Origin of the sequence: Microbacterium halotolerans (assembly GCF_003569805.1) — a bacterium.
In the GTDB taxonomy this organism is placed as follows: Bacteria; Actinomycetota; Actinomycetes; order Actinomycetales; family Microbacteriaceae; genus Microbacterium; species Microbacterium halotolerans.
The window spans coordinates 55,243-74,628 of record NZ_KZ984051.1; the positions used below are offsets into that span (position 1 = coordinate 55,243).

Consider the following 19,386-nt stretch of genomic DNA (forward strand, 5'->3'; position numbering starts at 1 on the left):
TCCCCTCACCTCTCCGACCCCGAACCTTGCAGCTCGGGGCCAGTTCGACGAGAACGCGGCTTCGACGGCGGATCCGCACGCGGGGCGCCCATCCGGCGCGACCCTTCCGACAAGGCGCCATGCTTGAGTGACACCTACTCAATGCGAGCGCCCCAGGGAGAACACATGAGATTCCTCGTCATCGGTGCGCGCGGGGCCATCGGTCGCGCCGCCGCCTCCGCTCTGCGCACGGCAGGGCACCACATCACGCCCGCAGGCCGCTCCGCCCCGGATGACGGAATAGCGATCGATCTCTCCACCGGCGCCGGGCGCACCGCACTTCGCGACGCAGCCGCCGACCACGACGTCGTCATCAACGCGTCAGGGGTCGAGGATCCGCGCATCGCCGAGCTGCTGGGGGGTGCCGTGCTCGTCGACGCCTCTGCCACTGCCGAGTACCTCGCGCAGCTGTCCGCGGCCGTGGCGGATGCCGGGGCGAGCAGCGTGCTCGGTGCGGGGCTCGCGCCAGGTCTGAGCACACTGCTCGTCGCAGCAGTCGCGAGCGAGCCAGGAGACGACGTCGATCTTGCGATCGTGCTCGGCGGGGGCGAGACGCACGGAGCCGCTGCCGTCGAGTGGACGGCAGCGCTCGCGGGACGCAAGGTGTGGGGCGCATCAGAAGAAGGCGCCGTGTTCAACTTCAGGCAGCGAAGGCGACTGCCCACCGGATCCGGAGAACGGTCGTGCCTTCGCGCGGATTTCCCCGACGACCTGCTGATCGGACGCGCACGCGGCGTCGCCGTGCGCTCGTTCCTGGCGACCGACAGCGCGCTGACGACGGCCGCGCTCCGCCTCGTCGGCAGCTTCCCTGCGCTTTCCCGACTGGTCAGTCGCGCGCCGCACCTCGGGAGCGATCAGTGGTCGCTCACGGCCGTCAACCGGCGAACACGCGAGGTGGTGACGGCGAAGGGTGCGGGTCAATCGCAGACCACGGGCGAACTGGTAGCGCTTGCGGCCGCCATGGCGGCGCGCACGCAGATCTCCGGCGTGGTGACGTCGGCCGACCTGTTCACGCTCGACGATGTTGCGCGAGGGGGTATCGAGCAGGTCCACGTGCACGCACAGATCTCGCGCACACAACCCTGATCGCGCCGACGTCTGGGGCGCCAACCGATCACCCGAGCGCCGCCAGTGCCATCAGCATGGTCGATGCTCCCATCGCGCCGTGCTGGATGCGCTCGCGCGCCGGGCGTCCCGCACGGGCGAGCAGCACGGCGGACCAGGCGACGAAAGCCGCGGCGGGCAGCAGGAGCAGCGCACCGCTCGATCCGTGGGCATGCACGGCTGCGCCCGCGCGCGCGGCGTCCTGCGCGCCCTGGTACTCCCCCATTGCGAGCACGAGCGGGATCACGACGAGGCCGCCGATCGCCGTGTGCACCGCTGGGCCCCGCCCGGCATCGGCGCGCCCGAGCATCGCCCGCTCTCCCACGGCGACGGCGACCGAGCCTGCCAGCAGTGCGACCGCCCACGCGACGGGATGCGCGATGCCGAGCCCGAAGACGATGTCGGACATGGCACCGATCATGATGAGCGAGGCCACCACGCTCCCTGCCCACACCAGGCGACGCCCGCGACGACGCTCGACCGCCGCGACGAGTCCGCACGTTCCGGCCGCGGCGAGGACGAGCGCGGCGAGATGAAGGGCGTCGCTCATCTCACGCCTCGATGCGACGCCAGCCCTCGCTGGTGACCTCGGCCGGGCCGCCCTCGTGCAGCTCGATCGCTGGTTCCGCCACGTCGATGGTGATCGTCGCCTTGGACGCCCACTGCAGATGCCGCGGCGACTCCGGCCTCGGCCGCATCGAGATGGGAGCGTCGGGGACGGCACCGAGCGCGAGCGCGCGCTCCAGACCCGTCGGCACCGCGATCTTGTCGGCGTGGTCGGTGAGGCACGCGAGGCGCTCCGCCGTGGTGCTGGCGTAGACCGTCACCTCCCCGGCCGACAGGCCATCGTCGATGAAGTGGTTCGTATGCGCCAGCAGCTGACCGGGCACGGCGTCGATCACGGCGATGCCCGAGGGCGCGAGCTCGACGCAGACGGCCCGGTCGCGGGTGACCAGCGTGATCACGGTCGACGCCGACAGGGGCACCGCCTCGGCGATCGCCACGGCCTCGTCGACGGTCGACGCCTCGTCGAGGATCCTCCGAGCCAGGATGTGCACGGGCAGCCCCGCACCTGCGCCATCCGACGCGTGGTGCAGGATGTTGAAGTGTGCGCCGAGGCCGCGGGAGTTCACGCCGATCTTCGCGGCCTGCCCGAACTCGGCGAACGTCACCACCCTGCGCCCGTCGGATGCGATGTGCGAGCGCACCAGGTTGTCGGCCGACAGCGCGTCGAGCCAGTCCCAGGTCTGGATCGTCCGCGGCGGGCCGTCGGCCGGAAGGAACACGGCGGTGGAGCACTCCCCGCCCTCCGGCTTCTGCAGCGCGAGCACCTCGGTGCGCGCATTGAGCGTCATGATCTCTGCGATCGTCATCTCGGCGCCATCGGCGACGCCGACGAGCTCGTCGAGCACACCGGGTGCGTGCTCAGCCGTCTGCGCGAGCGCGCCGTCGACGACGCGGGAGACGGCATCCGGGGCGAACGCGAGCCGGTCGAACAGCTCGGAGTACTCCGCGAGCGAGACCCGCAGCTCGGCGCGCCACGCACGCCCGTACGCACGCCCGCGCTCAGCGGCGTCAGTGCTCTCGGCACGCCACCGCCGGATCATGCGCTCACCTCCGCACCCGTGACGGGGCAGACCATGCGCCCCCTCGATTCCACGAGCGATCCGAGATCGCCGTATGCGTCCCCGCGCTCCCTGGCGTCGCGTGCGACGCGCTCTCGCACGTCATCCGGTTTGTCCTGGCTCACCTTGAACACCGCCTTCTCGTCGATGACGGTGAGGCGGAAGCCGACGACGCCGTTCACGATCCTCTCGAAGGTCGGCACCGAGCCTTCGTCGTCCCATCTGGTCGGCATCAGGTCCTCCGCGGCACGCACCGTCTCGCGCACGATGCGCATGCAGTCGTCCGCGCCCTCGAGCACCTCCACGCGCACCGTGAGGTGCACGGCCGCGTAGTCCCACGTCGGCACTGACGGATCGGAGGCGTAGCTCGTCGGCGACACGTAGCCGTGCGGGCCGGAGAACACCAGCAGTGCGGGAATCGACTCATCGATGCTCTGCCACTGCGGGTTCGCCCTCGCGATGTGGCCGAGCAGGGTGGTGCCCACGAGCGTGTCGGCGGGGGCGGCGTCCGAGGGGATCACCACGGGTGCGTGCGTCGCCACCGGCGCCTCGCCGGGCGGCGAGGTCACGATCATGGCGAACGGATGCCTGCGCACCAGTTCGACGACGTCCTGGCCGGAGGGAGCGGGGTACTTCGCGAACTCGTGCACCGTCTACCGTCCCGCCTCTACGATCGCGTCCCAGACGACCTCGCTCGCGAGTGCGCCGATCGCTGTGGCGTTCAGCGACAGGCGCCCGTGCTTCGTCTCAGGCGAAACGGGAAGCTCGACCTCGTCGGTGGTGAGCGCGAAGAGCGTGTCGCCGTCGAGCGAGGTGTGGAACGGCTGGATGCCGCGGTGCATCGAGCTGTGCACCTGCTTGGCGAGCTGGTTCAGCTCCACGTCGCCGAGTGCGACGTTGGTGATCACGGCGGTGACGGTCGTGTTGCCAGCCGCGGTGTCGGGCAGACCGCCCTCGGCTATGGCCGCCTCGTAGTGCTCGTTGGGATGGTGCCGCTCGCCGCTGGACTCGTCGTAATCGCCCCGGATGATCGTGCCGTCGCGGTCGACGACGACTCCGACGGGGTTGACGACGGTCACGGCGAGCACCTTCACGTCGCCGACCTGGCGGAACGCCGCGCCCTGGCCGGTGAACTCCGCACGCGAGTACTCGATCTTGCCGGCGGACGCCGTCGCGCCGGCGCCGACGCGGCCGATCCGCACGGCCGGCTCCGCGTTCTCCAGAGCCGCCCGGCCGAGCTCTGTGTCGGGACAGATCGCGTTGTCGCGCACGGCGAGGTCGTAGATGATCGCGCCGGAGACCAGCTTCAGGTCGGCGAACGACGCCCGGCCCTCCGTGCTCTCCAGCAGCGCGTGCGAGACGCCCGTCGCCGCGGCCAGGCCGTAGACGGATCCGCCGGCGAGGCAGATGGCGTGGTTGAACGGATACGACCCGATCTGCCCGACCGCCCCTCCCCTGGCATCGACCGCCGTCCTGGCACCAGCAGGCACCGAGATCACGGTCGCACCGGTCGGCCCTTCGTCGTACTCCGCGCTGCCGACGAGCACGCCGGGGAAGTCGTACTCGAGGCGCGACCTGCCCGCTCCGTTGGCCGGCACCAGCGGAAGATCCCGATTGGTCCGTCCGACGGATGAGGGGAAGTAGGGGGCGAGGCGATGGGTCACGATGTCAACTCCTGGAACAGCTTCTGCGAATACGGATGGGAGGGGCTCTCATAGAAGACGGAGGTGTCGGCCACCTCGACGACCTCTCCGCGCCGCATGACTGCAACGCGATGAGCGACGTAGCGCACCGCAGCGAGGTCGTGCGAGATGAACAGGGAGGAGAAGGCGTGCTCGGCCTGCAGATCCCGGATGAGGTTGAGGATCTGGGCCTGGACCGACACGTCCAGAGCGCTGACGGCCTCGTCGAAGACGATGAACTTCGGCCGCGTGACGAGGGCGCGCGCAATCGAGACCCGCTGGCGCTGACCGCCGGACAGCTCATGCGGATGGCGCCAGGCGAACGACTCCGGCAGCCCGACATCGGCGAGCATGGCGAGCGCGCGCTGTTCGTCGTCCTTGTCGCGCGAGACGACGCGCAGCGGCTCGAGCACCGAGTCGATCACACGTCGGCGCGGGTCGAGCGCCCACTGCGGGTGCTGCTGCACCGCCTGCATCCGGCCCGCTCGCGAACGCAGGCTGCGGGCGAGCGGTGCGCCGTCGAAGCGCACGGCGCCGCCGGTCACCCGCTGCAGACCGAGCACGACAGCTCCGGTCGTCGTCTTGCCCGACCCCGACTCCCCCACCAGGCCCAGCGTCTCGCCCTGCTCGATCGAAAGCGTCACGCGGTCCATCGCGGTGATCTGGCGTCGGTTCGCGCCCCATCCGGTGCGGAACTCGACCGAGACCTCGTCCAGCTCGACGAGCGCGCTCATGCGGCGTCTCCCTCGCGACGGGCACCGAGCGGCGCCGGCTCCGGAAGCTCGTCGGTGCGTATGCACAGCACGGATCGGCCCTTGCTGGTCACGCGCCGAGGCCGTGTCACGTGACAGGCGTCGACGGCGAAGTCGCATCTCGGCGCGAACGCGCATCCGTGCGCCGCCTCGCGCAGCACGGGAGGCGTTCCCGCGATCGAGACGAGGCGAGCACCCCTCGGCACGTTCGCCGGGTCCGCGCCGGCGAGCGCCCTGGTGTACGGATGCACTGGCGCTTCGAGCACGTCTCCGGCAGGTCCTCGCTCGACGACGCGCCCCGCATACATCACCGCGATCTCGTCGCACCAGCGCGCGACGCTGGGCAGGTCGTGGCTGAGCCACACGATCGTCGTGCCGCTCGCCGCGGCTCGGTCGAACATGAGCCGGATGACCTCCTCTCGCACCTGCGCATCCAGCGCCGCCGTCGGCTCGTCGGCGACGAGGATCCGCGGCTCGCGGCACATCGCGATGGCGATCGCGATCCGCTGCGCCATCCCGCCCGACACCTCGTGCGGGAACAGCCGCAGCACCCTCTCGGGGTCGGCGATCCGCACGCTGTCGAGCAGTTCGACGCACGCCGCTCTGTCGTGGTCGCTGCCCGCTTCGCGGAGCACGAGTCGCAGCTGCCGTCCGATCCGCAGCGTCGGGTCGAGCGAGCCGATCGGGTCCTGCGGCACCATGCCGACCGTGATGCGACGCAGCTCGCGGACGCGATCGGTCGGCATCGCCGTCACATCGGCACCGTCGACGCGCACGGTGCCGCGGGAGATCTCGGCGTTCCGCGGCTGCAGCCGCGCGACGAGCGACGCCAGGGTCGACTTGCCCGATCCGGACTCGCCCACGATCGCGAGCGACGACCCGGCACGGATGTCGACGCTCGCACCGTCGAGCGCTCTGACGACCCCTGATGGAGTGTCGAAGTCGACCACGACGTCGTCGGCGTCGAGGGCGGGAGGCGTGTTCTCGGAAGCGCTCATGTCAGGCTCCGTGTCTCTCGGGGTTCGAAGGCATCGCGCAGGCTGTCGCCGACGAGGTTCACGCACAGGATCGAGATCACCAGCGCCAGCCCCGGCGCCATCAGCAGCCACGGCGCCTGGGTCATGTACTGCATTCCCTCCTGCACCAGTGTGCCCAGCGAAGCGCCTGGCACCTGCACGCCGTAGCCGAGGAAGCTCAGCCCTCCCTCTACGAGGATCGCGATCGACAGCGCGTAGCTGGCCTGCACCGCGATGGTGCCCGCGATGTTGGGCAGCAGGTGCTCGGCGAAGATGCGCGGGGCCGACACCCCGCTGATCCGCGCCGAGACCATGAAGTCCCTCGGCGCGACGCGCATCGTGGTGATCCGGACCATCCGGGTCATCAGCGGGATCGTGATGATCGTGATGCTGACGATCGCGGCGACGCGACCCGGCCCCATCAGCGCAGAGACGAGGATCGCCAGCACCAGCGCGGGGAAGGCGTAGAGCACGTCGATCACGCGCATCACGACCTCGCTGACGCTGCCGGCGAAGTAGCCGGCGAGCATGCCGAGGATGGTGCTGACCACGGCCGAGCACACGACGGCGATCAGCGACAGCAGCAGCGTGGTGCCGATCCCCTCGAGCAGACGGGGCAGCGCCGACCGACCGAGGTTGTCGGTGCCGAGCCAGAACGCGTTGGACGGGCGGTCGAAGCGCGCGCCGACGGTGTCGGTCGTCGAACCGGCGACGTCGGTGAACCACCCGAGCGCCGAGAGCACGACGAACAGGCCGAGCACCGCCGTCGCGATGACGAGCACGAGGTCGACCCGCCGTCGCCGCCTGCGCCGCTGGGTCGGCATCACGGTTGTGGTCGCGGGGGCTGCGGACATCAGGCTCTCCTCCCTCTCAGGCGCGGATCGAGCCCCGCGGCGACGAGGTCGACGATGAGGTTGGCGACGATGAACACCACGGCGGCGAGCAGCACGCCGGCCTGGATGATCGCGTAGTCGCGACGGCCGAGCGCCGTGATCAGGTAGGCGCCGATGCCCGGCACGTCGAAGATGCTCTCCACGATCACCGTGCCGCCCAGCAGCGTCGCCGTGATCGTGGCGAGCAGTGTGAGCACGGGAGGCATGGCGTTCCGGATGAGGTGGTGCCGCACGATGAACCACGATGACGACCCGCGTGCGACCGCGGCGCCGATGTGCGGTTCGACGAGCACGTTCATCACGGCGTCGCGGGTGTTGCGCGCGGTGATGGCCGCGCTCGGCACCGCGAGCACGATGGTCGGCAGCACGAGGGAGCTCACGAACGCGGCGGGATCCGTGTCGAACGAACGGTAGCCGCCGACGGAGAGGCCGACCGCCAGCGACGACACGGCGAAGACGACCAGACCGCCCAGCACGAAGTCGGGCACGCTGATGCCGAGCGCGCTGACGATGCGCCCGCCTGCGCCTCCGCCCCTGCGGCCGGAACGCAGCGCGGTGAGGAAGCCGAGCGGAATGCCGATGATCACCGTCAGCGCGATGGCACCGAGCGCGACGGTCGCCGTCACCGGCAGCCGCAGCGCGAACTCCTCCGCGATGGCGACGTCGGAGACGAACGACCGGCCAAGGTCGCCGGTGACCACGCCCATGATCCACTGCGCGAACTGCACGACGATGGGCTGGTCGAGCCCGGCCTCGGTCATCGCCGCCGCACGCTGCTCGGCGGTGGCGAGCGGACCGAGCGCGACGTCGACGTAGCTGCCGGGCATCAGCCGGACGGACGCGAAGATCAGCACGCCGACGGCGAGCACCGTCGCGGCCGCGACGACGATGCGCCGCAGCGCCCACAGCACGACTGTCATAGGAGAGCTCCGAAGTGTGGGCGCTACTCGGCCGCGCGGTACTCGGTGATCGCGCGCAGCACGTTCCCGTAGCCCTCGTCGGCGAAGAGCGTGGGGCTGAGGCTGTCGGTGCGGTAGCCGATCTCGGTGGGACGCAGCACGAGCGGCACCGTCTCCGACTCCGCATCGACGCTCTCGCAGAGATCGGCGAAGAGGTCTGCCCGCTCAGCACCGGCCGGGGTCCGGGCCGCGTCGGCGATGAGAGCGCTGGTCTCGTCGGAGCCGACGTTGTACACGCTCGTGAAGCCGGCCAGCGACGGATTCCACCACGTGGTGACCATGGACGGGTCGGCGTAGCCGGAGAACCAGCTCAGCGCGAGGTCGAAGTCGGACGGGTCGGCGTACACGAGGCTGGAGTACGTCGCGTAGTCGTAGGACTCGATCGACACCGTCACGCCGATCTCGGCGAGATTCTGCTGAATGACCTGAGCGATGTCGCTCAGCACGGCCTCGGAGTCGTACACGACGAGGTCGAGGTCGAGACCGCCGAGGTCGTCGATGACTGCCTTGGCGGTCTCGATCGAGGCCTGAGCGCTGGGAAGATCCTCCGCGACGCAGGCGTCGGGCAGCGTCGCCGGAGTGACGCCGGTCGCCTGGCTCGTCCCTCCGAGCACGAGCTCGTTGATCGCGTCACGATCGATCGCGGTGTTGATCGCGAATCGCACGTCCTCGTCCTGCAGAGCTGCGTCGCCCGCGATCGAGTTCATGACCAGGTAGTGGAAGTCGGTGTTCTGCTGGTTCACCACGGCCACATCCGAGGCGTCGGCCAGTGCGTCGGCCGAGTCGACGGAGTTGAGCACGGCGAGATCGGCGCTGCCGTCGCGCAGCGCGGCCACGCGGGTCGACTCGTCGCCGACCACCTCGAGGCGCAGCCCCGAGAAGCCGAGCTCGGCGGCTGCCGGGTGGTGCTCGTTCGGCTCGAAGGTCCAGTACTCGTCCTGGCGGTGCTCGGCCACCACGAGCGGGCCGGTGCCGAGCATCTCCGCGGCGACGTCGATGTCGCCCGCGTCGATCTCCTGCATCGGCAGCACGGCGGCCGGCGTGTTCGCCAGCGCCGCGAGGAACGGCGTGTACGGCTCGGCCAGCGTGACGGTGACCTCTTCGTCGCCCGTCGCCTCGACCGAGCTGATCGGGCCGAGCTGGCCCGTCCACGTGGTCGGGGTGTCGATGAGCCGCTGCAGGCTGCCAGCGACGTCGTCGACCGTCATGTCACGTCCGTTCGAGAACGTCGCCTCGGTGTCGAGCTGGAAGACGTACTCCGTGTCGCTCGGCTGATCCCATGAGGCTGCAAGACCCGGCTGGACCTCGAGGTTCTCGTCGATCGTGGTGAGAGTCTCGTAGACCAGGCCCTCGACCATCCAGCCGCGGGCGGCCGACGCGGCCTGCGGATCGAGGCCGCCGACCTCGTCGACGTCGTAGTCGACCTGCACGGTGAGCTCGCCGCCTGCGGCGAAGTCGGCGTCGGCCACGGCGAGGTAGCCGGGCTCGACCTCGTCGGCCGACCCTCCGCCGCCGGTGGGATCTGCGGGTGCGCCGCACGCGGTGAGGCCGACGGCCGCGACCGCGGTGAGTGCGAGGAAAGCGCGCTTCTTCATGAGGCTCCTTCGGGAATGGGCCGGTTCATATCGGCCCCGGTCGGGTTGCAGGAACGTTCCGGCATTGTTGGGAAGGTACAAGCCGAACGGGCCGGGCACAAGCCCCCACAGCATCTCGAAACACAGATTTCACAGTTTCAGCCGTGGCCATGACCGCCCGCCCCGCATCCGTGCGCCTGTGCACCGTCCGCCTCGCCGTGCCCGGATGTCCCGCACCCGCAGACGCCGTGCGACGCGGTCGTCGCCGGCACGTCGAGCGTCGGATTCCGATCGAAGAACCCGTATGGCGCGAAGCTGAACCCCGTCGTGTCGACGGGCATGATCGGCCAGTCCTCGAGCCGCGGGAAGTGGGTGAGGCCGAACGTGTGCCACAGCACGAGCCGCTCACCGTCGATGCCCTCGTCGTCGGCGATGTAGGAGGGCAGACCGCCGCCCGGCGCGCTCTGATTGACGATGGCCCCGGCTGGGTAGCGCTCGTCTGCGTGGTACGCGGTGACCCAGAGATGGTCGGCGGCGAATGCGGCGCGCTGGGCGATCACGGAGCCCTCCGCGGCGAGCAGCACCGGCCTGCCCTCCGGCTGGAGCACGTACGCGACGGGCTCGCCCATCCGATTGCGCGCATCGGGGTTCGACACGTGCCAGGTGCGGTCGACGGATGCGTCGGCGTGCCGCCTGCCCTCCTGCTCGGTTCGCAGCCGGGTGGCACGATTCGCGATCGCGTTCCCCCACGGGTTGTCCGGCCCGGTCGGCACGCGCACCACGTCCACCTCGTCGACGCTCGCGCGCTCCCCGTCGACGGCGACGTCGAGCCGCGCACAGAAGAGGTGCTGGTGGTAGGGCGCGGCGAGGCCGGGGGCGAGCTGGGAGGCGTAGTCGCTGGTGCGCTCGTCGTACGCGGCGGTGAAGACGAGGCCGGTGGCCTTCGCCTCGAACTCGATGCGGCCGTCGAGGTACAGGTACCAGTAGAAGCCGTAGTCGTAGTTGCCGACGGTGGTGAAGAACGACACCACGAGCCGGCGCTGTCGGCGCACGTCGGTGGTGCCGGTGAACTGCTCGGTGTGCTTCCACAGGATGCCGGCGTCCTCCTCGTGGATGCACACGGCGTTGCGCAGCTCTCGCACACCGCCTGACGCATCGGGGATCACCGCGTCGAGGTACGCGATCTCGCCGAGGCAGTCGCAGCCGAGCTCGAGCGAGTTCGCCAGGCGGCCGAGCATGTACTCTCCGGTGTCGAAGTAGTTCTGCCAGAACCGCACGGGGCCCGGATCGCCGTAGGGCACGAGCATCTCGGCGATCGATGCGCGGTTCAGGATCGGACGCCGCCTGCCGGCGTCCTCGAAGCCGATGTCCTGCAGGATGAGCCCCTCGCGCATGTCGAACGCGACACGCAGCGACCATTTCTCCCATGTCAGCTCATCGCCGTCTATCCGGAAGCTCGGTCCCTCCGGCTGGGTGATCTCGATCGGCTTCTGCGTCGTGCGCTCGGGACCGAAGGCGCCCGGGACGTGGTAGTCGCCGTGCTCCTGCGGAATCGCCGGCTGGTGCGTGTCGACGATCTCGACCACCTCGGCCGCGGCGAGGTCCACCACGGCGAGCAGGCCGTCGATCGGATGCGCCCACGGCATCGACTCCGGCGTCGGCTGGTGGTGCGCGAGCACGCGCGCCAGCCGCTTTCCGGCCAGCTCGGGCCTGTCGTACCGCCCCGCGCTGAGACCGGCGAGTGCCACCGTCGACGGGTCGTCGATGCCGCGCCTGCGCAGCGCAGCCGCCCAGCCCTCGTCAGCACCGAGCACCTCGCGCAGGAGCACGTGCTCCTCGCTGAGCAGGGGCACCTGCCCCTCATCGATCGGATCGATGCCCCTCGTCGAGACGACCGCGCCCGACCCCAGGTCGACGACAGCCTCCAGCCCGGTCGCCCCGTCGAGCAGCTGCGCGAGGGCACAGCGCCCTGCCAGCGCGTCGGCTCGGCGATCGGGCTCTGCGACGCCGAGATACGCGATCCGGCGCTCGTCGTTCAGCACGCCCTCCGCGCGGAGGATCTCGCCGACGCGTTCGACCTCGAGCCTGCTCAGTGACGCGAAGGGGGTGCGCTCGTCTCCGATCACACCCGCCGATCTCGTGGTCGCACAGTTGCAGGCCATGTCGCTCCATCCGCAGTGATCCGTCGTCTCTCGCGCCGATCGGTTCGTCGATCGATGCGAGCCCATAAATGCCGGAACGTTCCGGCATGGTGGGGATGCTACGCGATGTTCGCGCGTTCCGCCAGGACGATCCCGCCGATCCGGTGTGCAAGAATCGCCCCCATGCGCGATTCCGGACGACCAACACTCATCGACGTCGCCAAGCGCGCCGGCGTCGGAAAGACGACGGCGTCCGACGCCCTGTCCGGCCGCGGCCGCATCTCGGAGGCCACCAGGGACGCGGTGCTCACGGCCGCGTCAGATCTCGGCTATGCGCCGAACACGGCGGCTCAGCACCTGAGGCATTCGGCGACGGGGACGCTGGCGATCATCCTGCCCGAGGTGTCGGCGCGGTCCGCGTACTACATGACCTTCGCCTTCGGCGTGATCAGCGCCGCGGCGCGCGCCGACTACGACGTCACGGTCGTGACGCGCCCGCAGGGGCAGCAGCGACCGCGACGCCTGCGCGCGGACGGCATCATCATCGCCGACCCCCGCAGGGGCGACCCGGTTGCGGAGCAGCTGATCGCCGAACCGACGCCGGTCGTCACGACGGAGCATGTGCTCGAGGGTCCGAAGCCGGATGGCGTGGTCTACTCGGATCACGCGGCGGCGATGACCCAGCTGATGGCGCACCTCGACGGCACCAGGTTCGCCCGCCCCGCCCTGATCGTCGCAGCCGACGACACCGACTGGTCGGCGTCGCTCGCGCACGCGTTCCGCGAAGGCTGCACGGCGCGCGGCGTCGAGCCGATCATCCGGTACACCTCGTTCGAGGCGCCGTCCCATCAGGTGCGCGAGACGACCGAGCGGCTGCTCGCCGATCATCCGGATGTCGATGCGGTCGTCGTCGGCCCGGACGGCGGCGCCGTGGAGGTGCTGTCCGTGCTCAACCGCTCCGGCCTCGTCGCCGGTCGCGACATCGCCGTGGCGTCGTGCGTGGACTATCCGGCGCTGCAGTTCGTCGAGCCGCCCGTCACGGCGGTCGATCTGCGCCCGCACGCCGCGGGCGTGGCCGCGGCAGAGCTGATCCTCGATCTCATCGGCGGGAAGGCTGAGGCGCCGGTCGAGCGGGAGCACCCGATCGCCGTCGTCGGACGGGCGTCGACGCAGGAGGCGGTGGCGCGATGACCTCGGCACCCCTCGAAGGCATCCTGGTCGCCGATTTCTCGCGCGTGCTCGCCGGGCCGCTGGCCACGATGACGCTCGCGGATCTGGGGGCGCGCGTGATCAAGGTCGAACGCCCCGGCGCCGGGGACGACACCCGTGCGTGGGGACCGCCGTACAGCGAGCACGCGGCAACGTACTTCGAGGGCGTCAATCGGAACAAGGAGTCGGTCGCGCTCGATCTGAAGGACGAATACGATCTCGAGCGGGCGAGGAGGCTGGCCGCACGAGCCGACGTCGTCATCGAGAACTTCCTCCCCGGCACGATGGACCGGATGGGGCTGGGCTACGACGACGTCTCAGGCGCCAACCCGTCGATCGTGTACGCCTCGATCACGGGCTTCGGTTCGGCCGGCGGCGCTCGCCTGGCCGGGTACGACTTCGTGGTGCAGGCGCTCGGCGGGCTGATGCACATCACGGGCGAGCCGGAGGGCGACCCGATGAAGGCCGGCGTCGCCGTGGTCGACGTGCTGACGGGCAAGGACGCGACGATCGGCATCCTCGCCGCGCTGCGCCGCCGCGAGCGCGACGGCTCCGGTGCCAGGCTGGAGATCTCGCTGCTGAGCAGCCTGCAGGGGGCGCTGGCGAATCAGGCATCGGCTCATCTCGGCGCAGGCGCCTCCCCATCGCGGCTCGGGAACGTGCATCCGTCGATCGCCCCTTACGAGCTGCTGCGCTGCGCCGACGGCCCGCTCGCCGTCGCGTGCGGGAACGACCGCCAGTTCGCGAAGCTGGCGGTCGCGATCGGCGCACCGCAGCTCGCGGACGACGACCGCTTCCGCACCAACGCCCTGCGCGTGGCGCACCGGGGTGAGCTGCGCGAGGCGCTCGAGGACGCCCTGGCACGCGAGACGGCCGCGCACTGGCAGGCGACGCTGAGCGCGGCAGGAGTTCCGGCCGGCCAGGCGGGCGATATCGCAGATGGAATCGCCTACGCCGAGCGGCTCGGCCTCGATCCGACCATCGAGGTCACCGGTGCCGACGGCGCGTCGCACGGCAGACAGGTGCGCCATCCGGTGCTGTGGCAGCCGCGGTTCGAGCCTCCCGCGAAGGCCTCGCCGCGCCTGGACGAGCACGGCGACGACGTCAGGGCGTGGCTCGACAGAGTCTGATCGGCGCGGCAGGAGCACCTGCGATCGTCACATCTCGCGCAGCGCGAGCCAGAGCGATGCGGACACGTCGGGATCGGGCAGCGGGCGCCCGATGATCTCCTCCGCGTGCGCGATCCGCGATCGCACGGTGTTCCGGTGCACGCCGAGCGACCGCGCGGTCTGCTCCCAGCTCTGCCCGCCCCTGAGGTGCTCGGCGACCGTGTCGATGAGCGGACCGCGGGCCACCGCGAGATCGTCCACCCAGCGCGTGACGTGCTCCGCGTCGACGGGCGGACGCTGGCGGCGTCTGCGGGCGACGAAGCCGGCCGCCTCGATGTGGCCGGCCCCGACGAGGTCGGCGATCACCTCGTCGATGCCCCGTCCGGCATCCGGTTCGACCTCTTCTCGACCGGCGAGCGCCGTTTCGAGCGCCGCCTGCGCCGTCACGACGAGCAGTCGGTCCTCAGCGGAGAGCGGTCGTCCCGCGCCGACGGCGAGCGCGCCTGCCTGCACGACGGGGTACGCGACGACGTCGTGACCGCTGACCCCGAACGTCGCAGCTGCGAGCTCGGTGCCGGCGAACAGTCGTCGCGCCTCCGTGCGCACCGCGGGCAGCAGCCCCGAGCGCGATGCGGGCCATCCGGTCGGCTCCGCCGCGTCGTCGTGCGGGAGGAAAGCGGCCCAGCCGCCCAGCGCCTGTGCCACGATCCGCACGATCTGCGCCGCCGGATCGTCCGCAGCGATCGCCCGCACGATCCGCGACTGGGCGCTCAGCGACTGCACCGCGGCCGTGCGGTCGGTTCCGGCGACGAGCGACCAGTACGCGCGCGTCACCCGCTGGAACGGTTCCTCGGGCGGGACCACCAGCAGTGGCACGCCTGCACGTCGGCAGGCCTCGCGCAGACCGTCCGATGCCTCGTCGATGCCCTGCCCGAGCCCCACCACGATCCCGGCCGCGTCGATCCGCGCAAGACGATCGACGTACGGGGCCGGCCGCTCGCCGTGCACGGTGAACGGCACGCCCGTGGTGAGCACGAGCTCGCCGCCGTCGAGGAACGTCGTCGGATCGACCAGCTCCGAGACGTGCACTCCCCTGACCTGCGGGGAGGGAAGCGGAAGCGGATCGACGGGGAGCAGCGCGCTGCCCGCCTCCGTCACGAGCTGCGCGAGGGACACCATCCGGTCATTCTGTCCTAAGACAGGATGTAATATCCATATTCCTCACGGTTTGGGATGTTCTATCCATTCCGGACGCGATGCACCGCGCATAGCGTGGCGGCATGACGTTCGCTCCTCCCGATGCCGCGCGCCTCGCCGCCCCCTCCGTCGTCACCGAGATACCCGGTCCGCGTTCTCGTGCTCTGCACGCTGAGCGCGAGAGCGCCGTGTCGAGCGGCTTCGGCACAGTGCTGCCGGTGTTCGTCGACCATGCCGAGGGCGCAGTGCTCGTGGACGTCGACGGCAACAGGTTCATCGACCTCGCCAGCGGCATCGCCGTGACGAGCATCGGCGCCGCGCACCCCCGTGTGGCCGAGCGCATCGCACAGCAGGCCGCGCGCTTCACGCACACCTGCTTCATGGTCACCGAGTACGAGTCGTTCGTGCGAGTGGCGGAGTGGCTGAACGCGCGGGTTCCCGGCGAGTGGGACAAGCGCACCGCGCTCTTCTCGACCGGCGCCGAGGCCGTCGAGAACGCCGTGAAGATCGCCAGGAAGCACACCGGGCGCCCCGGAGTGCTCGTGCTCGACGAGGCGTACCACGGCCGCTCGCTGCTGACGATGGCGATGACGGCGAAGGAGCACCCGTACCGTTCGGGGTTCGGCCCGCTGCCAGATGACGTGGTGGTGCGCGCGACCAACGGCAACGCGCTGCGCAGCGGCCTCGACACCGCGGCAGCTCTTGCGGAGGTCGAACGCGTGCTGCAGGCGCACGGCCCCGAGTCGTTCGCGGCGCTCGTCGTCGAGCCGGTCCAGGGCGAGGGCGGGTTCAACGTGCCGCAGCCGGGCTTCCTCGCCGGGCTCGCCGACCTCGCGCGCGCCCACGGGATCGTGTTCGTCGTCGACGAGATCCAGGCGGGGCTCGGCCGCACCGGGCGGCTGTTCGCGAGTGAGCACGACGGCGTCGCGGGCGATCTGACGCTGACCGCCAAGGCACTCGGCGGCGGAATGCCGATCTCGGCCGTGACCGGGAGAAGCGACATCATGAACGCCGTGCACACCGGAGGCCTCGGCGGCACCTACGCTGGCAACCCCGTCGCATGCGAGGCCGCTCTCGCCGTGTTCGAGGTGCTCGACGACCCCGAGACGCTGCGGAACGTCGCCCGCATCGAGCAGGCGGTGCGCGAGCGGCTGGATCCGCTCGTCGACGAGGTCGACGTCGTCGCCGACGTCCGCGGCCGCGGTGCCATGCTCGCGATCGAGTTCGCCGATGCCGACCTCGCGCCGCTGCCAGAGCTCACCTCGGCGATCTCCCGCGCCTGCCACGCGGCTGGCGTGCTCACCCTGACGACGGGAACGCACGGCAACGTCATCCGGCTGCTTCCTCCGCTCATCGCGGAGCCGGAGCTGGTCGCACGCGGCGTCGACATCCTCGTCACCACCATCAAGGAGGCCGCAGCATGACCGGACCAGCCGACCTGCTCGATCTCGACGATCAGCTCACCGATGCCGAGCGCTCCACGCGCAAAGCCATCCGGTCGTTCGTCGACGACATCCGCCCGTCGATTCCAGAATGGTACGAGAAGGCGCACTTCCCCGCCGAGATCATGCCGGAGCTGGGGCGACTCGGTGCGCTCGGCATGATCTACGACGGCTACGGCTGCCCAGGCCGCGGCGCCGTCGAGTACGGCCTCGCGGCGATGGAGCTCGAAGCCGGCGACTCGGGTCTGCGCACGGCCGTATCGGTGCAGGGCTCGCTGGCGATGAGCGCGATCCACAAGTTCGGCTCCGAGGATCAGAAATCGGAACTGCTGCCCCGGATGGCCGCCGGCGAGCTGATCGGCTGCTTCGGTCTGACCGAACCGAATGCGGGGAGCGACCCCGGCAGCATGACGACCTTCGCGCGGCGCGACGGCGACGACTGGGTGCTGAACGGCTCCAAGCGCTGGATCGGCCTCGCCAGCATCGCCGGCATCGCCGTCATCTGGGCGCAGACCGACGACGGCGTGCGCGGCTTCGTCGTGCCGACGGACGCGGCCGGCTTCACCGCGACGCCGATCGAGCCGAAGATGTCGATGCGCGCCTCCGTGCAGTGCGAGATCCGGATGAGCGATGTCAGGCTTCCCGAGTCGGCGATGCTGCCGGAGGCGCGCGGGCTGCGCGGACCGTTCTCCTGCCTCAACGAGGCGCGCTACGGCATCGCGTGGGGCGTGCTCGGCGCCGCGCGCGACAGCTACCTCACCGCACTGACCTACGCACAGGGCCGGATGCAGTTCAACCGCCCGATCGCGTCGTTCCAGCTGACGCAGGCGAAGCTGGCGGACATGGCCGTGAAGATCACGCACGGCCAGCTCGTGGCGCTGCGGCTCGGCCGGCTCAAAGAGGCCGGCCGACTCCAGTCGCACCACATCTCCGTCGGCAAGCTCTCCAACACCCGCGACGCGATCGACGTCGCCCGTCAGGCCCGCACGATCCTCGGCGGCAACGGCATCTCAGCCGAGTACTCGCCGCTGCGCCACGCCAACAACCTCGAATCGGTGCGCACCTACGAGGGCACCGACGAAGTGCACACCCTCGTGCTCGGTCGGCACATCACCGGCCTCGAGGCGTTCCGCTGATCCACCCCAGGGAGAAGAAGACATGACGGCCACGCTCACGCATCACATCGGCGGCAGCTTCGTCGACGGCACCGGTTCGCGGATCCTCGACGAGAACCCGAGCCGACCGGATGAACTGGTCGCCGAGGGCTCGGCGGCCGGGCCCGAGCAGGTCGATGCCGCCGTGGCCGCGGCGCGTGCCGCCGCACCCGGCTGGGCGCGCACGCCGATCGCCGAGCGCGCTGCGGTGCTGGAACGGGCGGCCGGCCTGATCGACGCGGATGCCGACGCGCTGGGCACGGAGCTCGCCCGTGAGGAGGGGAAGCTGCGCGCCGAGGGCATCGGCGAGGTCCGCAATGCGGCGAACATCCTGCGCTACTTCGCGAACGAAGCGCATCGCGAGCAGGGCGAGGTGTATGCGTCTCCCCGCCCCGGCGAGCGCATCCTGGTCGTGCGCCGCCCCGTCGGCGTGATCGGCGTGATCACCCCGTTCAACTTCCCGATCGGCATTCCGGCCTGGAAGATGGCGCCGGCGCTGGTGCACGGCAACACGCTGGTGTGGAAGCCTGCGATCACTGTTCCGCTGCTCGCCCTCCGACTGGCGCAGAAGCTGCACGAGGCGGGTCTGCCTGCAGGCGTGCTGAACCTCGTCATCGGCGAGCCGGACGTCGGACCCGCGATCGTGGAGCACCCGGGCATCGACGCGATGACGTTCACGGGATCGACGGCGGTCGGCCGTGCGATCGCGGCACGGCTGGCTGCGCGCGGCGTGCCGTTTGCGGGCGAGATGGGCGGCAAGAACGCCTCCGTCGTGCTCGCCGACGCCGACCTCGACCTCGCAGTGGAGCGGGTCGCCGGCGGCGCCTTCCGCGCGGCGGGTCAGAAGTGCACGGCGACCTCGCGCGTGGTCGTGGATGACGCCGTCGCCGACGAGTTCCTGGAGCGGTTCGCCGCGCGGGCGGCCCAGGTGCGCGTCGGCGATTCGATCGTGGATGATGTCGACATGGGCCCGCTCGTCGACGGCCGTGCCCGCGACCGCGTGCTCGAGGCGATCGCCGGGGCGAGATCCGGCGGCCTGCGCCCCGTGCATGCACCCGAGCCGTACGCATCCGGGTCACTGGCTGCGGGGTACTTCGTGGCGCCGACGGTGTTCGAACTCGTGGACGAGACGCACCCGCTCTGGCGCGACGAGGTGTTCGGCCCCGTCGTGGCCGTGCGCCGGGCAGGCGACACGGCCGACGCGATGCGGCTCGCGAACGACAGCGTGTACGGGCTGTCGGCCGCACTGTTCACACGCGACCTCGGGCGTGCGCTGGCCTCGATCGACGACCTGCACGTGGGCGTGCTGCACGTGAACTCCGAGTCGGCCGGCGCCGACCTGCACGTGCCGTTCGGCGGCATGAAGGGCAGCGCCCTCGGCCCCCGCGAGCAGGGCGCAGCCGCCCGCGAGTTCGTCACCGAGACCACCACCGTCTACCTCCAGGGCGCCTGAGCCCGCGCCCTGCCGCACCTGAGCGGCAGGGCGCGGG

Annotated in this window: 17 protein-coding genes; 6 read left to right on the forward strand and 11 right to left on the reverse strand. The window is 70.7% G+C overall.

Translation table 11 applies throughout. The features are described from left to right. Positions 1–165 precede the first annotated feature (165 nt). A complete protein-coding gene (locus DZG09_RS00265; RefSeq protein WP_119695764.1) occupies positions 166–1,125 on the forward strand; it encodes a saccharopine dehydrogenase family protein in 960 nt (319 codons plus the stop codon). A gap of 28 nt (positions 1,126–1,153) precedes the next feature. Here DZG09_RS00265 and DZG09_RS00270 read toward each other — a convergent pair whose 3' ends face one another. The 10 genes from DZG09_RS00270 to DZG09_RS00315 form a co-directional block, all read right to left on the reverse strand. After that, the gene (locus DZG09_RS00270; RefSeq protein ID WP_119695765.1) at positions 1,154–1,693 is read right to left on the reverse strand and encodes a hypothetical protein; all 540 of its coding nucleotides are present in this window, start codon (positions 1,691–1,693) and stop codon (positions 1,154–1,156) included. A 1-nt stretch (position 1,694) separates the two neighbouring features. After that, positions 1,695–2,750, reverse strand: a complete 1,056-nt coding sequence (locus tag DZG09_RS00275) for a C45 family autoproteolytic acyltransferase/hydrolase (RefSeq protein ID WP_119695766.1) — start codon at positions 2,748–2,750, stop codon at positions 1,695–1,697. Then, the gene (locus DZG09_RS00280; protein ID WP_119695767.1) at positions 2,747–3,418 is read right to left on the reverse strand and encodes an FMN-binding negative transcriptional regulator; all 672 of its coding nucleotides are present in this window, start codon (positions 3,416–3,418) and stop codon (positions 2,747–2,749) included. The genes DZG09_RS00275 and DZG09_RS00280 overlap by 4 nt, the downstream gene beginning before the upstream one ends. Positions 3,419–3,421: 3 nt before the next feature. Next, on the reverse strand, positions 3,422–4,432 hold the full coding sequence (locus DZG09_RS00285) for a P1 family peptidase (RefSeq protein WP_240423560.1): 1,011 nt from the start codon (positions 4,430–4,432) through the stop codon (positions 3,422–3,424). Then, complete coding sequence (locus DZG09_RS00290; protein WP_119695769.1) at positions 4,429–5,184, reverse strand: ATP-binding cassette domain-containing protein; 756 nt, start codon at positions 5,182–5,184, stop codon at positions 4,429–4,431. The genes DZG09_RS00285 and DZG09_RS00290 overlap by 4 nt, the downstream gene beginning before the upstream one ends. Next, entirely contained in the window at positions 5,181–6,200 is a 1,020-nt protein-coding gene (locus tag DZG09_RS00295; protein ID WP_119695770.1) for an ABC transporter ATP-binding protein, read from the reverse strand. The genes DZG09_RS00290 and DZG09_RS00295 overlap by 4 nt, the downstream gene beginning before the upstream one ends. Further along, entirely contained in the window at positions 6,197–7,072 is an 876-nt protein-coding gene (locus DZG09_RS00300; protein WP_240423562.1) for an ABC transporter permease, read from the reverse strand. The genes DZG09_RS00295 and DZG09_RS00300 overlap by 4 nt, the downstream gene beginning before the upstream one ends. Then, a complete protein-coding gene (locus DZG09_RS00305; protein WP_119695771.1) occupies positions 7,072–8,031 on the reverse strand; it encodes an ABC transporter permease in 960 nt (319 codons plus the stop codon). The genes DZG09_RS00300 and DZG09_RS00305 overlap by 1 nt, the downstream gene beginning before the upstream one ends. A 23-nt stretch (positions 8,032–8,054) precedes the next feature. Beyond that, complete coding sequence (locus DZG09_RS00310; protein WP_119695772.1) at positions 8,055–9,665, reverse strand: ABC transporter substrate-binding protein; 1,611 nt, start codon at positions 9,663–9,665, stop codon at positions 8,055–8,057. 137 nt (positions 9,666–9,802) lie between these two features. Further along, positions 9,803–11,806: a primary-amine oxidase gene (locus DZG09_RS00315; RefSeq protein ID WP_119695773.1), complete on the reverse strand. Its 2,004-nt coding sequence runs from the start codon at positions 11,804–11,806 to the stop codon at positions 9,803–9,805. A 162-nt stretch (positions 11,807–11,968) separates the two neighbouring features. Here DZG09_RS00315 and DZG09_RS00320 point away from each other — a divergent pair, with 162 nt between their 5' ends. Then, on the forward strand, positions 11,969–12,976 hold the full coding sequence (locus DZG09_RS00320; RefSeq protein ID WP_162893057.1) for a LacI family DNA-binding transcriptional regulator: 1,008 nt from the start codon (positions 11,969–11,971) through the stop codon (positions 12,974–12,976). Then, positions 12,973–14,124 carry a CaiB/BaiF CoA transferase family protein gene (locus DZG09_RS00325; RefSeq protein WP_119695775.1) on the forward strand — a complete coding sequence of 384 codons (1,152 nt, stop codon included), beginning with the start codon at positions 12,973–12,975 and terminating at the stop codon, positions 14,122–14,124. Before DZG09_RS00320 ends, DZG09_RS00325 begins: the two co-directional genes overlap by 4 nt. Positions 14,125–14,151: 27 nt before the next feature. On the opposite strand, the gene DZG09_RS00330 is transcribed toward DZG09_RS00325, so the two are convergent. Continuing rightward, entirely contained in the window at positions 14,152–15,282 is a 1,131-nt protein-coding gene (locus tag DZG09_RS00330) for a PucR family transcriptional regulator (RefSeq protein WP_205529014.1), read from the reverse strand. Positions 15,283–15,383: 101 nt separating this feature from the next. Here DZG09_RS00330 and DZG09_RS00335 point away from each other — a divergent pair, with 101 nt between their 5' ends. The 3 genes from DZG09_RS00335 to DZG09_RS00345 are packed head-to-tail and all read left to right on the forward strand — an operon-like array spanning position 15,384 to position 19,349. After that, entirely contained in the window at positions 15,384–16,724 is a 1,341-nt protein-coding gene (locus DZG09_RS00335; protein ID WP_119695776.1) for an aminotransferase class III-fold pyridoxal phosphate-dependent enzyme, read from the forward strand. Further along, the gene (locus DZG09_RS00340; RefSeq protein ID WP_119695777.1) at positions 16,721–17,878 is read left to right on the forward strand and encodes an acyl-CoA dehydrogenase family protein; all 1,158 of its coding nucleotides are present in this window, start codon (positions 16,721–16,723) and stop codon (positions 17,876–17,878) included. The genes DZG09_RS00335 and DZG09_RS00340 overlap by 4 nt, the downstream gene beginning before the upstream one ends. A gap of 22 nt (positions 17,879–17,900) precedes the next feature. Further along, on the forward strand, positions 17,901–19,349 hold the full coding sequence (locus DZG09_RS00345) for an aldehyde dehydrogenase family protein (protein ID WP_119695778.1): 1,449 nt from the start codon (positions 17,901–17,903) through the stop codon (positions 19,347–19,349). The last annotated feature ends 37 nt before the right edge of the window (positions 19,350–19,386 follow it).

What these genes read in the sequence shown, in the direction of transcription:
- DZG09_RS00345 (WP_119695778.1), top strand. Translation starts at nt 17,901, where the DNA reads ATGACGGCCACGCTCACGCATCACATCGGCGGCAGCTTCGTCGACGGC.
- DZG09_RS00275 (WP_119695766.1), bottom strand. Translation starts at nt 2,750, where the DNA reads ATGATCCGGCGGTGGCGTGCCGAGAGCACTGACGCCGCTGAGCGCGGG.
- DZG09_RS00315 (WP_119695773.1), bottom strand. Translation starts at nt 11,806, where the DNA reads ATGGCCTGCAACTGTGCGACCACGAGATCGGCGGGTGTGATCGGAGAC.
- DZG09_RS00295 (WP_119695770.1), bottom strand. Translation starts at nt 6,200, where the DNA reads ATGAGCGCTTCCGAGAACACGCCTCCCGCCCTCGACGCCGACGACGTC.
- DZG09_RS00320 (WP_162893057.1), top strand. Translation starts at nt 11,969, where the DNA reads ATGCGCGATTCCGGACGACCAACACTCATCGACGTCGCCAAGCGCGCC.
- DZG09_RS00330 (WP_205529014.1), bottom strand. Translation starts at nt 15,282, where the DNA reads ATGGTGTCCCTCGCGCAGCTCGTGACGGAGGCGGGCAGCGCGCTGCTC.
- DZG09_RS00325 (WP_119695775.1), top strand. Translation starts at nt 12,973, where the DNA reads ATGACCTCGGCACCCCTCGAAGGCATCCTGGTCGCCGATTTCTCGCGC.
- DZG09_RS00270 (WP_119695765.1), bottom strand. Translation starts at nt 1,693, where the DNA reads ATGAGCGACGCCCTTCATCTCGCCGCGCTCGTCCTCGCCGCGGCCGGA.
- DZG09_RS00290 (WP_119695769.1), bottom strand. Translation starts at nt 5,184, where the DNA reads ATGAGCGCGCTCGTCGAGCTGGACGAGGTCTCGGTCGAGTTCCGCACC.
- DZG09_RS00305 (WP_119695771.1), bottom strand. Translation starts at nt 8,031, where the DNA reads ATGACAGTCGTGCTGTGGGCGCTGCGGCGCATCGTCGTCGCGGCCGCG.
- DZG09_RS00335 (WP_119695776.1), top strand. Translation starts at nt 15,384, where the DNA reads ATGACGTTCGCTCCTCCCGATGCCGCGCGCCTCGCCGCCCCCTCCGTC.
- DZG09_RS00300 (WP_240423562.1), bottom strand. Translation starts at nt 7,072, where the DNA reads ATGTCCGCAGCCCCCGCGACCACAACCGTGATGCCGACCCAGCGGCGC.
- DZG09_RS00265 (WP_119695764.1), top strand. Translation starts at nt 166, where the DNA reads ATGAGATTCCTCGTCATCGGTGCGCGCGGGGCCATCGGTCGCGCCGCC.
- DZG09_RS00310 (WP_119695772.1), bottom strand. Translation starts at nt 9,665, where the DNA reads ATGAAGAAGCGCGCTTTCCTCGCACTCACCGCGGTCGCGGCCGTCGGC.
- DZG09_RS00340 (WP_119695777.1), top strand. Translation starts at nt 16,721, where the DNA reads ATGACCGGACCAGCCGACCTGCTCGATCTCGACGATCAGCTCACCGAT.